Origin of the sequence: Micromonospora sp. CA-248089, assembly GCF_050948515.1 — a bacterium.
Taxonomy (GTDB): Bacteria; Actinomycetota; Actinomycetes; order Mycobacteriales; family Micromonosporaceae; genus Micromonospora.
This window is the reverse complement of sequence record NZ_CP192016.1, coordinates 1,450,418-1,463,545: the sequence shown is the minus strand read 5'-3', so window position 1 is coordinate 1,463,545 and position 13,128 is coordinate 1,450,418. Positions and strand designations below refer to the sequence as shown.

Annotated in this window: 13 protein-coding genes; 5 read left to right on the top strand and 8 right to left on the bottom strand. The window is 73.8% G+C overall.

Annotated features, from left to right (window positions below; translation table 11 throughout):
* Window positions 1-101 precede the first annotated feature (101 nt).
* Complete coding sequence (locus ACQP26_RS07230; protein WP_269701457.1) at window positions 102-326, top strand: hypothetical protein; 225 nt, start codon at window positions 102-104, stop codon at window positions 324-326.
* A 79-nt stretch (window positions 327-405) separates the two neighbouring features.
* On the opposite strand, the gene ACQP26_RS07225 is transcribed toward ACQP26_RS07230, so the two are convergent.
* From ACQP26_RS07225 to ACQP26_RS07190, 8 genes are all read right to left on the bottom strand, one after another.
* Entirely contained in the window at window positions 406-1,629 is a 1,224-nt protein-coding gene (locus ACQP26_RS07225) for a DivIVA domain-containing protein (protein ID WP_433495269.1), read from the bottom strand.
* A gap of 22 nt (window positions 1,630-1,651) precedes the next feature.
* Window positions 1,652-2,797, bottom strand: coding sequence for a 23S rRNA (adenine(2503)-C(2))-methyltransferase RlmN (gene rlmN / locus ACQP26_RS07220; RefSeq protein WP_433495268.1), 1,146 nt, complete (start codon window positions 2,795-2,797; stop codon window positions 1,652-1,654).
* Between the two features lie 104 nt (window positions 2,798-2,901).
* Window positions 2,902-4,227, bottom strand: a complete 1,326-nt coding sequence (locus tag ACQP26_RS07215) for a phosphatidate cytidylyltransferase (RefSeq protein WP_433495267.1) — start codon at window positions 4,225-4,227, stop codon at window positions 2,902-2,904.
* Window positions 4,228-4,480: 253 nt separating this feature from the next.
* Complete coding sequence (gene frr, locus ACQP26_RS07210) at window positions 4,481-5,038, bottom strand: ribosome recycling factor (RefSeq protein ID WP_269701461.1); 558 nt, start codon at window positions 5,036-5,038, stop codon at window positions 4,481-4,483.
* 86 nt (window positions 5,039-5,124) lie between these two features.
* Window positions 5,125-5,892: a UMP kinase gene (pyrH, locus tag ACQP26_RS07205; protein ID WP_013284607.1), complete on the bottom strand. Its 768-nt coding sequence runs from the start codon at window positions 5,890-5,892 to the stop codon at window positions 5,125-5,127.
* Window positions 5,893-6,049: 157 nt separating this feature from the next.
* Complete coding sequence (gene tsf, locus ACQP26_RS07200) at window positions 6,050-6,877, bottom strand: translation elongation factor Ts (protein ID WP_269701462.1); 828 nt, start codon at window positions 6,875-6,877, stop codon at window positions 6,050-6,052.
* A gap of 127 nt (window positions 6,878-7,004) precedes the next feature.
* Complete coding sequence (gene rpsB / locus ACQP26_RS07195; protein WP_433495266.1) at window positions 7,005-7,874, bottom strand: 30S ribosomal protein S2; 870 nt, start codon at window positions 7,872-7,874, stop codon at window positions 7,005-7,007.
* Window positions 7,875-8,116: 242 nt separating this feature from the next.
* Entirely contained in the window at window positions 8,117-9,172 is a 1,056-nt protein-coding gene (locus ACQP26_RS07190) for a hypothetical protein (RefSeq protein ID WP_433495265.1), read from the bottom strand.
* Window positions 9,173-9,360: 188 nt separating this feature from the next.
* On the opposite strand from ACQP26_RS07190, the gene ACQP26_RS07185 reads away from it, so the two are divergent.
* The 4 genes from ACQP26_RS07185 (at window position 9,361) to ACQP26_RS07170 (ending at window position 13,124) form a co-directional block, all read left to right on the top strand.
* Window positions 9,361-9,945 (top strand): hypothetical protein, encoded by a 585-nt coding sequence (locus ACQP26_RS07185; protein ID WP_433495264.1) that lies wholly within the window; start codon window positions 9,361-9,363, stop codon window positions 9,943-9,945.
* A gap of 119 nt (window positions 9,946-10,064) precedes the next feature.
* Window positions 10,065-10,424 (top strand): YraN family protein, encoded by a 360-nt coding sequence (locus ACQP26_RS07180; RefSeq protein ID WP_433495263.1) that lies wholly within the window; start codon window positions 10,065-10,067, stop codon window positions 10,422-10,424.
* A 1-nt stretch (window position 10,425) separates the two neighbouring features.
* Window positions 10,426-11,946 (top strand): YifB family Mg chelatase-like AAA ATPase, encoded by a 1,521-nt coding sequence (locus ACQP26_RS07175; protein WP_269701467.1) that lies wholly within the window; start codon window positions 10,426-10,428, stop codon window positions 11,944-11,946.
* Complete coding sequence (locus tag ACQP26_RS07170; protein WP_433495262.1) at window positions 11,943-13,124, top strand: DNA-processing protein DprA; 1,182 nt, start codon at window positions 11,943-11,945, stop codon at window positions 13,122-13,124. Before ACQP26_RS07175 ends, ACQP26_RS07170 begins: the two co-directional genes overlap by 4 nt.
* Window positions 13,125-13,128: the final 4 nt, after the last annotated feature.

Sequence of the window (13,128 nt, the reverse complement as noted above, 5' to 3'; positions counted from 1 at the left end):
CGGCCGGGTCATCCCCGGCACAGGAGGTCGGGCCCTGCGCCGGGCCCGGTTGGGGGCGTGCCAGACTGATCGGAGATCCGATCGCGAGGGAAGGACCGACAGTGGCAGGAGACGAGCCGGTAACCGCGCCAGATCAGCACAAGCCCGGGCACCGCAAGTCCGGACGGATCGGTGCGGTGCTGTCGGCGGTGGCCTTGGTTCTGATGGCGTTCTGCGGGATCGAGGAGGGCCGGGTGGAGCACCTCTGGCTGTTCGGGATCGCCGGACTGCTGATCGCCATCGTCATCGGCGACGCCGTGCTGCGCCGCAACGGCCTGCGGTCCTGACGCGCGGCGCCCACGGTAGTGCGCGAAGGGCCCGCCCCCTCGTCGGGGGCGGGCCCTTCGTCGTCTCGTGCGGGCGGGGTCAGCGGCCGAGCAGGATGTCCTGCACGTCCTTGAGCGCGGCGTCGACCTCGGCCTCGAAGTAGCCACCGGGCACCAGCCCGAAGCGCAGCGTGTCGAGTTCCTTCGGGTTCACCGGCATCGGGTTGCGCCCCTGCATGCCGCCGAGCAGCGTCTCGAAGAACCGGTCGACCTGGTCCGGGTCGTACCCGCTGCCGAACCGGCGGACCTGGAAGCTGCGGCGGATCTGGTCGACCCGGTGCAGGTCGCTGCCGGGCGGGCCGGCCATCGGCGGCCCCACCATGGGGGGACCGGCGACCGGCGGGCCCACGAGCGGAGGCCCGGTCATCGAGGGGCCCGGGCCGTAGCCCTGGTCCGGCGGACCGTAGCCCGGGTCGGGTTGGCCGTAGCCGGGCTCCGGTGCGCCGTAGCCCTGCTGCGGCAGCGCCGGCGGACCGCCGGGGCCACGACCGCGCAGCTCGCGGTCGGGCATGCGGATCTCCGCGGTCATGTCGGCACGTCCGCGCCGGCCGGCCTCGAACCCGTCGAAGCGCTCCTCCTGGCCGTACCCGCCGGGGCCGCTGTCCGGTGGGCCGTAGCCGCCCGGGCCGCTGTCCGGCGGGCCGTACCCACCGGGGCCGTTGTCCGGGCCGTACCCGCCGGGGCCGTTGTCCGGGCCGTAGCCGCCCGGGCCGGGCGGCAGGCCGCGCGGCGGCGGGCCGCCGTGCCCCATCGGCGCGCCCGGGCCCATCGGGCCGGGACCACCCGGGCCGCGCGGGCCGTCGTAGCCACCGCGCGGGCCGTCGTAGCCACCGGCGAACGCGCCGGTCGGTTCGTCGTAGCGGTTGCCGTAGCGGTCGGCCGGCGGGCCGGGCTGAGGCGGCATCTGCCGGGGCGGCATCGGCGGCTGCGGCACCGGCGACAGGCCCCTGTCGTCGCGCATCGGCGGGCCGAGCCGGTCGGCCATCCGGGGGTCGCCACCGCGCCCGGCGGGTGCGCCACCGCGCTCCTCCAGCTCGGCGAGCTGCCGCTCGACCCGGTCGAGGTGCAGGTCGACCTGCCACTCGTCGTAGCCGTTGAACCGGACCCGGAAGACGACGTCGTGGACCTCCTGGGAGGCCACGGGCGCGCCCACCGGCTGGCCGTCGAGTGTCGCCTCGACCCGGTCCAGGAAGGCGTCGACCTCGTCGACCTTGTAGCCCCGGCGGAGCGCCTTACGCCGGAAACGCTGACCCTGACTCGCCACTATGTCTCCTGGTCTCGTACCGCTACGCCGTTGCCGCGCGTGAGTCGCCGTCCGTGTCCTCGGCGGCGGCGAGCTGCCCACAGGCCCCGTCGATCTCGCGCCCCCGGGTGTCGCGCACCGTGGTCGACACCCCGGCGTCGCGCAACCGCCGGACGAACTCCCGCTCGACCGGCTTCGGGCTGGCGTCCCAGCGGCTGCCCGGAGTCGGGTTGAGCGGGATCAGGTTCACGTGGGCCAGCTTGCCGGCCAGTAGCCGCCCGAGCAGATCGGCTCTCCACGGCTGATCGTTCACGTCCTTGATCATCGCGTATTCGATGGACACGCGACGCCCCGTCGTGGCCGCGTAGTCCCACGCCGCGTCCAGCACCTCGGACACCTTCCAGCGCTGGTTGACCGGGACGAGTTCGTCGCGCAGCTCATCATCGGGGGCGTGCAGCGACAACGCAAGGGTCACCGAGAGGTCTTCGCTGGCCAGTCGGCGGATCGCCGGCACCAGGCCGACCGTCGAGACGGTGATGTGCCGCTGCGACAGCCCCAGCCCTTCCGGCGCCGGGGAGACCAGCCGACGGATCGCCGCCACCACCCGCGAGTAGTTCGCGAGCGGCTCGCCCATGCCCATGAACACCACGTGCGACAGCCGCGGCGGCGACCCGGCCACCACGCCGGAGGCGGCCACCCCGGCCAGGTAGACCGCCTGGTCGACGATCTCGGCGGTGGAGAGGTTGCGGGTCAGCCCGGCCTGGCCGGTGGCGCAGAACGGGCAGGCCATGCCGCAGCCGGCCTGGCTGGAGATGCAGACGGTCACCCGGTCCGGGTAGCCCATCAGCACGCTCTCCACCAGCGAGCCGTCGTGCAGCCGCCAGAGCGCCTTGCGCGTCGCGCCGTCGTCGCAGGCCAGCTCGCGTACCGGGGTCAGCAGGGTGGGCAGCAGCGCACCCGCCAGCCGCTCCCGGGTTGCCGCCGGCAGGTCGGTCATCCGCTCCGGCTCGCGCACCAGGCGGCCGAAGTAGTGGTTGGAGACCTGCTTGGCGCGGAACGCGGGCTCGCCCAGCTCGGCGACGAGCGCCTGCCGGCCCGGCAGGTCCAGGTCAGCGAGGTGGCGGGGAGGCATCGCGGGCTTGCGGCCGCGGGCGTCGGGGTCTACGGAGATCAGCGGGAGGCTCGTCATGGCGCGTCCAGTCTGACACGCTCCCGCCCGGACGCACCCGTCCGTACGTGTCGAATCGCCCCCGGCCGGCCGGGCCGCGTCGGCTCGCCGCCGTGATTCATGCCTCAGCCCACCACCGGGACGAAGACCGCGAGCAGCAGGTACGCCACCGGCACGGCGAACAGGATCGAGTCGAGCCGGTCCATCAGACCGCCGTGCCCGGGCAGCAGGTTGCTCATGTCCTTGACGCCGAGGTCCCGCTTGATCATCGACTCGGCGAGGTCACCGAGCACCGCCGAGACGGAGATCGCCATCCCGAACAGCGCCCCCCACCAGGGGGCCACGTCGAACAACGCCCACAGCAGCGCCGCGCTGCCCGCAGCCGCGGCGGCCACCGAGCCGGCGAAGCCCTCCCAGGACTTCTTCGGGCTGATCGTGGGCGCCATCGGGTGCTTGCCGAACGACACGCCCGCGGCGTACCCGCCGGTGTCGGAGAGCACCACCGCCGCCAGCGTCACCAGCACACGCAGGTGCCCGTCGCCGGGCGCCGCCGCGAGCATGGCCGCGAACCCGGCGAGGAACGGCACGTACACCGCGATCAGGGTGGCCGCGGTGAGGTCGCGCTGGTAGTTGCCGGGCCCGTCGCCGAGCCGCCAGATCATCGTGCCCAGCACCGTCACCAGCAGGCCGAGGCAGAGCGCGTCGGGGCCCGCGTACCAGGCCAGGCCCACGGTGATCACGCCACCGGCGACCAGCGGCGCCAGCGGCGGGTGGGCACCGGTGCGGCGGACCGCGCGGGCCATCTCCCAGATGCCGATCCCGACAGCGGTCGCCAGCACGGCGAGGAACGCCGGCATGAAGAAGAACAGCGGCACCACGACCGCCGCGCCGAGGGCCACCCCGACGCCGATCGCGGCCGGCAGGTTACGCCCGGCCCGGGACGTCGTCGGCTCGGTGGTCGGCGGACGCTCGGCGCTCGCCCGTCGGCGTCCCGGCCCGCGGCGGCCGGCCGGCGGCTCCGGCGCGGGCTCGTCGCGTACCGCCGGGATCTGCTCGGTGGGCTCGTCGCGCACCGGCGCGATCTGCGCGGTCGGGTACTCGTCGTCGCGGGCCGGCTCACCCCACGGGCCGTCGTGCCGCGGCTCGTCGCGCCGGCCGCGGTCGCCGGCCGGCGGTCCGTCGTACCGGCCCGGGCCGTCGTGGTGCCGCGAGGTCGTCGGGTACGGCCCGGCGTACGTGTACGGCCCGGCGTACGTGTCCGGGCCGGCGTACGTGTCCGGGCCTCCGCCGGGGCGGGCGTAGGTGTCCGGCTCGGCGGGGTGGGTGTGCGCGGCCGGGCCGGGCCGCCAGGGGCCGGGCTCCAGGTCGGTGTCCGGCCAGGGCAGGGCCGGGGCGGCCGGGCGGTCCCAGCCACGCGACTCGGTGTTGCCGTAGGGGTCGGGGTGGGACATCACGCACCGGCAGCCGGTACGAGAGCCACCACATGACGCAAGACCAAGACCATCCCCTACCGGCGTGAGACTTCCTGTTTACCGACCGACGGCCGGGCGACTCCCGCCGTTCACCCCGTGGTGGTCGGGAATCGTGCCGAGCCTACTGCACCCGCCGCGACGCCGAGGGTGTGCGCCGCCGGGCACGACGACGGCACCGGGCCGCCGCCCCGGCGGGCGACGGCGCGCGGTGCCGTTCGAGGTACGCGGGTGCTCAGACCTCGAGCAGCTCGCTCTCCTTGTGCTTGACCAGCTCGTCGACTCCGCCGACGAAGCGCTGGGTCAGGTCGTCCAGCTCCTTCTCCGCGCGCCGGCCCTCGTCCTCGCCGACCTCGCCGTCCTTGACCAGGCGGTCCAGCTCTTCCTTGGCCTTGCGGCGGATGTTGCGGACGGCGACCTTGGCCTCCTCGCCCTTCTGCCGGGCGACCTTGATCATGTCGCGGCGCCGCTCCTCGGTCATCTGCGGCAGGACGATGCGGAGCTGGTTGCCCTCGTTGTTCGGGTTGGCCCCGAGGTCCGAGTCGCGGATCGCCTTCTCCATGGCGCCCAGCTGCGAGTTGTCGTACGGCTTGATGATCACCATGCGCGGCTCGGGCACCGCGATGGACGCCATCTGCGGCAGCGGGGTCGGGCTGCCGTAGTAGTCGATCACGATCCGGGAGAACATGGCGGCGTTGGCGCGTCCGGTACGGATACCGCCGAACTCCTCCTTGGCGTGCTCGATGGCACGCTCCATCTTCTCCTCCGCCTCGAGGAGGGTGTCGTCGATCACCGGTCTCCTCGCCTCCTTCTGTCGCTCGTCGGGTGTGGTGCGGGTGCTGCCGTGGCAGAGGGACCGCTGCCGGTCCGGCGGGCCGGTCAGGCGGTGATCAGGGTGCCGATCTTCTCGCCGCCGACGGCCCGGACAATGGTGTCGTCGCCCTGGGCGCCGAAGACCAGCATCGGCAGGCCGTTCTCCATGCAGAGGCTGAACGCGGCGGCGTCAGCCACCCGAAGGTTACGGCGCAGCACCTCGGAGAAGGTGATCGAGTCGAGCTTGCTCGCGGTCGGGTCGATCCGGGGGTCGGCGGTGTAGACCGCGTCCACGCCGTTCTTGCTCATCAGCACCACGTCCGCGCGGATCTCCAGCGCCCGCTGGGCGGCCACCGTGTCGGTGGAGAAGTACGGCATGCCGGCGCCGGCGCCGAAGATGACCACGCGGCCCTTCTCCAGGTGGCGGATCGCGCGCAGCGGGATGTACGGCTCGGCGACCTGGGCCATCGTGATGGCGCTCTGCACCCGGGTCTCGATGCCCTCCTTCTCCAGGAAGTCCTGAAGGGCCAGGCAGTTCATGACCGTGCCGAGCATGCCCATGTAGTCGGCGCGGGCGCGGTCCATGCCCCGCTTCTGCAGCTCGGCGCCGCGGAAGAAGTTGCCGCCGCCGACCACCACCGACACCTGCACGCCGCGGCGTACCACGGTGGCGATCTGGCGGGCGATGCCCTGCACGACGTCGGGGTCGACGCCGATCGCGCCGCCGCCGAAGACCTCACCGGAGAGCTTCAGCACCACCCGGCGGGACCGACCGGGCGGAGGGGCGGTCGGGTCCTCCGCCGCCAGGCTCCGGTCACTCACAACCTGCGTCATCCGCCCCGCCCCTTCTCCCCGCGCATCGCGCGAGCGTCGCGTACGTGCCCCTGCCGACCCTATGTGACGAGGAGGCCGCGGTGCCTGTCGCGTACACCGGCGGCCTCCTCGTCGACGTTCTCCCCTGTGCCCGGGCCGGACGGCCCGGTGCGGCGGCTCAGGCCTGGCCGACCTCGAACCGCAGGAAGCGGGTCACCTCGATGCCGGCGTCGGCCAGCACCTGCTTGACGGTCTTCTTGTTGTCGGCGACCGACGACTGCTCCAGCAGGACGAAGTCCTTGAAGAAGGCGTTGACCCGGCCCTCGACGATCTTCGGCAGCGCCGCCTCGGGCTTGTTCTCCTCGCGGGCGGTCTGCTCGGCGATGCGCCGCTCGGACTCGACGGTCTCGGCCGGCACCTCGTCGCGGGTGAGGTACTTCGGCCGCATCGCGGCGATCTGCATGGCCACGGCGCGGGCGTCGGCGTCGGCCGCCTCGTCCGACTTGCCGGTGAACTCGACCAGCACGCCGACCGCCGGGGGCAGGTCCTGGCTCTTGCGGTGCATGTAGACAGCGGTGGTGCCGTCCAGCTTGGCGAAGCGGTTGAGCACCAGTTTCTCGCCGATCTTGGCGGACTGCTCCTGGATCAGGTCGGCCACGCTCTTGCCGTCGATGGTGCTGGCGAGCAGCTCCTCGGCGTTGGTGGCGCCGCTGGCCACGCCGTGCTCGACCAGCTGCTGGGCCAGCGCGATGAAGGCGTCGTTCTTGGCGACGAAGTCGGTCTCGCAGTTGAGCTCGAGCAGCGCCTGGCCGGAGTGGGCGATCAGGCCGTTGGCGGCGGTGCGCCCGGCCCGCTTGCCGACGTCCTTGGCGCCCTTGACGCGCAGGATCTCGACGGCCTTGTCGAAGTCGCCCTCGGCCTCGGTCAGCGCCTTCTTGGAGTCCATCATGCCGGCGCCGGTGAGGTCGCGGAGCTTCTTGACGTCCGCGGCGGTGAAGTTGGACATGACTCTCTCTTCGGTGTCAGTGAGGTGGTCTGGGGTGCTGGTTACCCGGTTCCGGGCCGGTTCTGCCCGGCGTACCCGTCGCGTCCCCACCGCCGGGAGTCCGGACGGTGGGGACGCGACGGCGAGATCACTCCGCGGAGGCGGTCGCCGGCTGCTCGGCGGCCGGCGCGGCGGCGGGCTGCTCGGCGGCGGGCTGCTCGTCGGCCTTCTTCGGCTCCTCGAGCAGCTCGCGCTCCCACTCGGCCAGCGGCTCGTCGGCGCCGACCTGACCGGCCTCGGGCTTCTCGTCCGCGCCCCGGTTACGGCCGGAACGGGCGATCAGACCGTCGGCGACGGCGGCGGCGACGACCTTGGTCAGCAGCTCGGCCGAGCGGATGGCGTCGTCGTTGCCCGGGATCGGGAAGTCGACCTCGTCCGGGTCGCAGTTGGTGTCGAGCACCGCGATCACCGGGATGCCCAGCTTGCGGGCCTCGTCGACGGCGATGTGCTCCTTCTTGGTGTCGACGATCCAGACCGCGGCCGGGAGCTTCTGCATGTCCCGCAGACCACCGAGGGTCTTGGTGAGCTTGATCTTCTCGCGGGAGAGCTGGAGCGTCTCCTTCTTGGTGTAACCGGCGGCGGTGCCGCTCAGGTCACCCAGGGCCTCCAGCTCCTTCATCCGCTGCAGCCGCTTGTACACGGTCTGGAAGTTGGTCAGCATGCCACCGAGCCAGCGGTGGTTGACGTACGGCTGGCCGACCCGGGTCGCCTGCTCGGCGATGGCCTCCTGGGCCTGCTTCTTGGTGCCGACGAACAGGATGCTGCCGCCACCGGCGACGGTGGTGCGGACGAACTCGTACGCCTTCTCGATGTAGTCGAGCGTCTGGCGCAGGTCGATGATGTAGATACCGTTGCGCTCGGTGAAGATGAAGCGCTTCATCTTCGGGTTCCAGCGCCGGGTCTGGTGCCCGAAGTGCACACCGCTTTCCAGCAGCTGACGCATGGTCACGACGGCCATGGTGGGTTACTCCTACTTTGTCCCTGGTTGTCCGTCCGGCCGGCGGCCGGACGCCTGGCGCCCGATCGCCGGCCAGGGTGGGCCCGATACGTCAGACCGGGACCAGGGAGGCCGTCGCCCCACGGAGAAGACCGTGGAGAGGGCACGCGAGGTCGACCGCGCGAGGCGGTCGCCAGTCGACCAGTGTACGCGCCCTCTCCGCTGTCCGGCCCCCGGGTGCGGAGCACGCCCGCGCGGCTCGGTCAGCCGGCGGCGAGCGCGGCGGCCACGAACAGCACCAGGCCGACGGTCAGGTATGCCGTCGGCGGGCGAAGCCAGCCCCGGCTGCCGTCGGCCAGCGCCAGCCCGCCGGTGCGCAGCCCGTACAGGCCGGTGCCGAAGATCGGCAGCCCCACCACCAGGAACATGCCCACCACGACGTGCGACGTCGACACCGGGTCACCGAACACGCCGTGCAGCAACACCCGCACCGCCGGCACCTCCAGCACCAGCACCAGCACCGCCAGCAAGATCGCCAGCGCCGGACGACGCGTCCGGTAGACACCGTCGCCGGGCGGCGGCCCGTCCGGACGCGGCAGCACCGCGGGCATCGGACCGGTCGGCATCTCGAGGGGGTTCGGGGTCGCCGCCGGCTGCGCGGGGCCGCCCGGCCGCTCACCGATCCGCAGCGGGGTGGCCTCGCCGGGGTTCAGCCGCGCCGCGGCGGTCGCTTCGGTGCCGCCGTCGGTACCCGGCACCGGCTCGACGACCGGGTAGCCGCCGATCGGGCTGAGCCGGGGCTTGTCGACGCCGCCGACAGTGCTCCGGGCGTCGGCGCCCACGCCGCCGGCCGGGTCGCTGCCGTGAGCGATGAGGCCGTACGGGTCGGCGCCCACCGGTGCGGCGCCGGTCAGCGGGGCGGTCGCCGGCGTACCCAGCGAACTCGACAGCGGGTTGCCGTGCGCGGCGGTGCCGAGCGCGTCCACGCCGCTGCGGGACACCGCGCCGAGCGGGTCGGCCGCCGCCTCGCGCGCCGCGCGACGGCCGGCGCGCGATCCGGGCAGCTCGCCGGAGACCTCCGGGTCGTCCGGCCGCTGCGACCGCCAGCTGCTCGTGTCGTCCACCAGCGGATCGGCGGCGGAGTACCGGCCCGGCTCGGCGTACCGGCTGTCACCGGCGCGCTGCTCGGGGGTGCGGTAGTCGTCGTCGCGGTAGCGGGGCTCGCCCGAAGCGCGCCAGTCCGACTCGTATCCGCGGTCGCCCCATCGCGACCCCTGCTCATCCTCGGAGTAGTTCCGTCGTCCGTCCACGACCGGCACGGTATGCGACGGGCACCAGCCGCGCCATTCGGGTCGCCTGCGGATCGGCCCAGGTCAGCGCCGACATCGCCGGGTCGCCGACGGGACACGGTCAGTAGCCGTACCGGGCCTGCGCGACCACGCCGTCGCGGCGGCGCGTGTTCGGGATACCGTGCTCCGGCTCACCGCACGAGAACGGGGTAATGGCGATGACGGCACGACCCACTACGCGCCTGCTGCTGGCGGCCACGACACTGATCCTGATCGCCGGGTGCGCGCCGGAGCCGGCGACGCAGCCGAAGTCCGGTGCTTCTCCGGTGGGCGCGCCGTCGCCGGTCACCCGCAAACTGCGGATGCCGGAAACGCTGCTCGGCCTGACGAAGAACATGGATCGCGTGGCCATCGAAGGGGCCAAGCGGCACCTCGACACCCTGAAGCGTGAAGTCGACCCGGCCACCAGTGCCGTCGGCTGGGCGTACGGCGGGCACGGCCCGGACGCGGACATGGTGTTCATCACGGGCGTGTCCGGCACCGTCACCGACCAGCAGGGGTTGGTCGAGCGCGCGCTGAGCCCGTACCGCGTCGGTGCCCGCGAAGATGTCGATGCCGGCCGGCTGGGCGGCACGGCCCGCTGCGGCCAGGGGCGGACCGAATTGAAGAGCTACCTCGTCGTCTGCGCCTGGGCCGACCCTCAGACCCTGGGTGTCGTCGCTTTCCTCTCGTCCCGCCCGATCGGCGACCGGACAGCGCAGTTCCTCGACGTGCGCGAAGCGATGACCGAGACCGCCGGGTGAACGGCACGCGCTAACACATCGGACGGGTGATCGCGAGCCCGTCCACAGGCGGCACCTTGTCCACAGGGAGTCCCTTCACGGCGCCCCTGACCCCAGCCTCCGGTCGCATCCTGGCCGGCATGACGAACCGGAACCGAGCCGTCGGGGCGTACGGCGAGCGGTGCGCGCTACGGCACCTGATCGAGACGGGCCTGCGCCCGGTCGCCCGCAACTGGCGCTGCCCCGAGGGCGAGATCGACATCATCGCCTGGGAGGGCCCGGTCCTGGCCATCTGCGAGGTCAAGACCCGCCGCACCGAGCAGTACGGCTCGCCCGCCGAGGCCGTCGTACCGGCCAAGGCCCGCCGGCTGCGCGGCCTGGCCGCGCGCTGGCTCGCCGAGACCGGAACCACCGCCGACGAGGTCCGCTTCGACGTGCTCTCCGTCCGGCTCCCGCTCACCGGCCCCGCCCGGGTCGAGCACCTCCGCGGCGCGTTCTGACATGGGGTACGCGAAAGTGCTGAGCGTCGGCCTGGCCGGAGTCGCCGGGCATCTCGTCGAGGTCGAGGCCGACCTGGCTCCCGGACTGCCCGCCGTGATCATCTCCGGCCTGCCCGACACCGCCCTGCACGAAGCGCGCGACCGGGTCCGCGCCGCGATCGTCAACTCCGGTCAGAAGTGGCCCAACCGCCGCATAACCCTCAACCTCCTCCCCGCCACCCTGCCCAAGTACGGCTCGGCGTTCGACCTCGCCATCGCGCTCGCCGTCCTGGCCGGGTCGGGTGAGCTGCCACCGGTCGCCCTGGACGCCACAGTGGTGCTCGGCGAACTCGGCCTCGACGGCGCGGTACGCCCCGTCCGCGGCACGCTGCCGATGGTCGCCGCGGCCGCCCGCGCCGGGCACACCCGTGTCGTCGTACCGGCCGGCAACGCCGCCGAGGCGGCGGTCATCCCGGGCGTACGGGTGCACGCGGTCGACACCCTGCACCGGCTCGTCGCCCACGTCCGCGACGGCATCCCGCTGCTCGCCCCACCCGCCCACGTTCCGGCCGACGGGCCGGCCGGGCCTGACCTCGTCGACGTGGCCGGGCAGCCGCTCGGGCGGCGTGCCCTGGAGATCGCCGCCGCCGGTGGCCACCACCTCGCGCTGTTCGGTCCACCCGGCGCCGGCAAGACCATGCTCGCCGAGCGGTTGCCGTCGATCCTGCCCGCACTGGACGACGAGGCAGCCCTGGAGGTCACCGCGCTGCACTCGATCGCCGGCCTGCTGCCACCCGGCGGCGGGCTGCTGCGCCGTCCCCCGTTCCAGGCGCCGCACCACACCGCCACCGTGCCCGCGCTCGTCGGAGGCGGCTCCGGGCTGGCCCGGCCCGGCGCGGTGTCGCTCGCCCACCGCGGGGTCCTGTTCCTGGACGAGGCGCCCGAGTTCGGCAAGGGCGCGCTGGAGGCGTTGCGGCAGCCGCTGGAGAGCGGCCGGGTCCGGGTGGCGCGAACCCGAGGCGCCACCGAGTATCCGGCCCGCACCCAGCTGGTGCTGGCGGCAAACCCCTGCCCCTGCGCGAAACCCTCCGGTGACGTGGACTGCGAGTGCGCGCCGCTGGCCCGGCGACGCTACCTGGGGCGGTTGTCGGGTCCGCTGCTCGACCGGGTGGACGTGCAGGTCCAGCTGAAGGCGGTGCGCGCGGCGGAGCTGCTGAGCACCGACTCCGCGCACGAGTCCTCGGCCACCGTCGCCGCCCGGGTCGTCGCCGCGCGGCATGCCGCCGCCGATCGCTGGGCTGCCACCGGGCACCGGGTGAACGCCGACGTCCCCGGCCCGTACCTGCGCCGGCCGCCGTGGCACCTGCCCGCCCGGGTCAGCCGGGATCTGCGCCACCGGCTCGACACCGGTTCGCTGTCCGCGCGCGGCTACGACCGCGTACTCCGGCTCGCCTGGACCATCGCCGACCTGGACGGGCGGGACCGGCCCGGCCGCGACGACGTCGCGGAGGCCGTCCAGCTCAGGACCGGGGAGGTCGCGTGAGCGCCGACGAGCGGCGACTGGCGCGGGTCGCGCTCACCTGGCTCGCCGAGCCCGGCACCCGGTCGGTGTACGCCCTGGTCGAGCGGATCGGCCCGGTCGCCGCGCTCGACCTGCTGCTTTCCGGCGGGGCGCCGGAACGGTCACTGCGCTCGGCCGTGGCGGCGCGGGGCGCCTCCGGTGACGCCCGCGCGGTCGCGGCCGAGGCGCTGGCCCGTGGCGAACGGCTCGGGGCCCGGCTGGTCACCCCCGACGACGACGAGTGGCCGACCCAGGTCCGCGACCTGCGCCGCCTGGCGCTGTCAGGGGCCACCCGGCGGGTCGACGTGGAGACCGACCCGCCGCTCTGCTTCTGGGTACGCGGAGCGTGGCCGCTCGGTGAGGCGCTGGCGCGCTCGGTGGCGGTGGTCGGCGCCCGGGCGGCCACCCCCTACGGCGCGCACATCGCCACCGAGCTGGGCTACGGCCTGGCCGACCGGGAGTGGACAGTGGTGTCCGGTGGGGCGTTCGGCATCGACGCCGCCGCGCATCGCGGGGCGCTGACGGCGGGCGGGCGCACCGTCGCCGTGCTCGCCTGCGGCGTGGACCGCCCGTACCCGATGGGCAACGCCGCGCTGTTCGACCGGATCGCCGAAACCGGCCTGCTGGTGAGCGAGTGGCTTCCGGGCGCGGAGCCGCTGCGGCCCCGGTTCCTCATCCGCAACCGGGTCATAGCGGCGGCGACGAACGGCACGGTCCTCGTGGAGGCCGCCGCCCGCAGCGGCGCCACCCAGACGCTCAACCGGGCGCTCGGCCTGCGCCGCCCGGCGATGGTGGTGCCCGGGCCGGTCACGTCAGCGATGTCCGTCGGTGGGCACGAGGTGCTGCGGGAACGGCCGGAGGCCCGGCTGGTCACGAACGTCGCACACGTGCTGGAGGAGGTGGGACGCATCGGGTACGACCTCGCCCCGCCCGCCCGGGCACCGGAACGCCCCCGGGACCGGCTCGACGAGGAGGCCACCCAGGTGCTGGAGGCGCTGCCCCGCCGCCGGGCCCTCGACCTGGAGAGCATCGCCGCGCGGGCGGGCGTCGACCTGCGTACGGCCATGCGCAAACTGTCCATGCTGGAGGAGCTGGCGATGGTGGTACGCCGCGACGACGGATACGCGCTCGCGCCACCATCACCGACCGCCTGCACGTGAACGC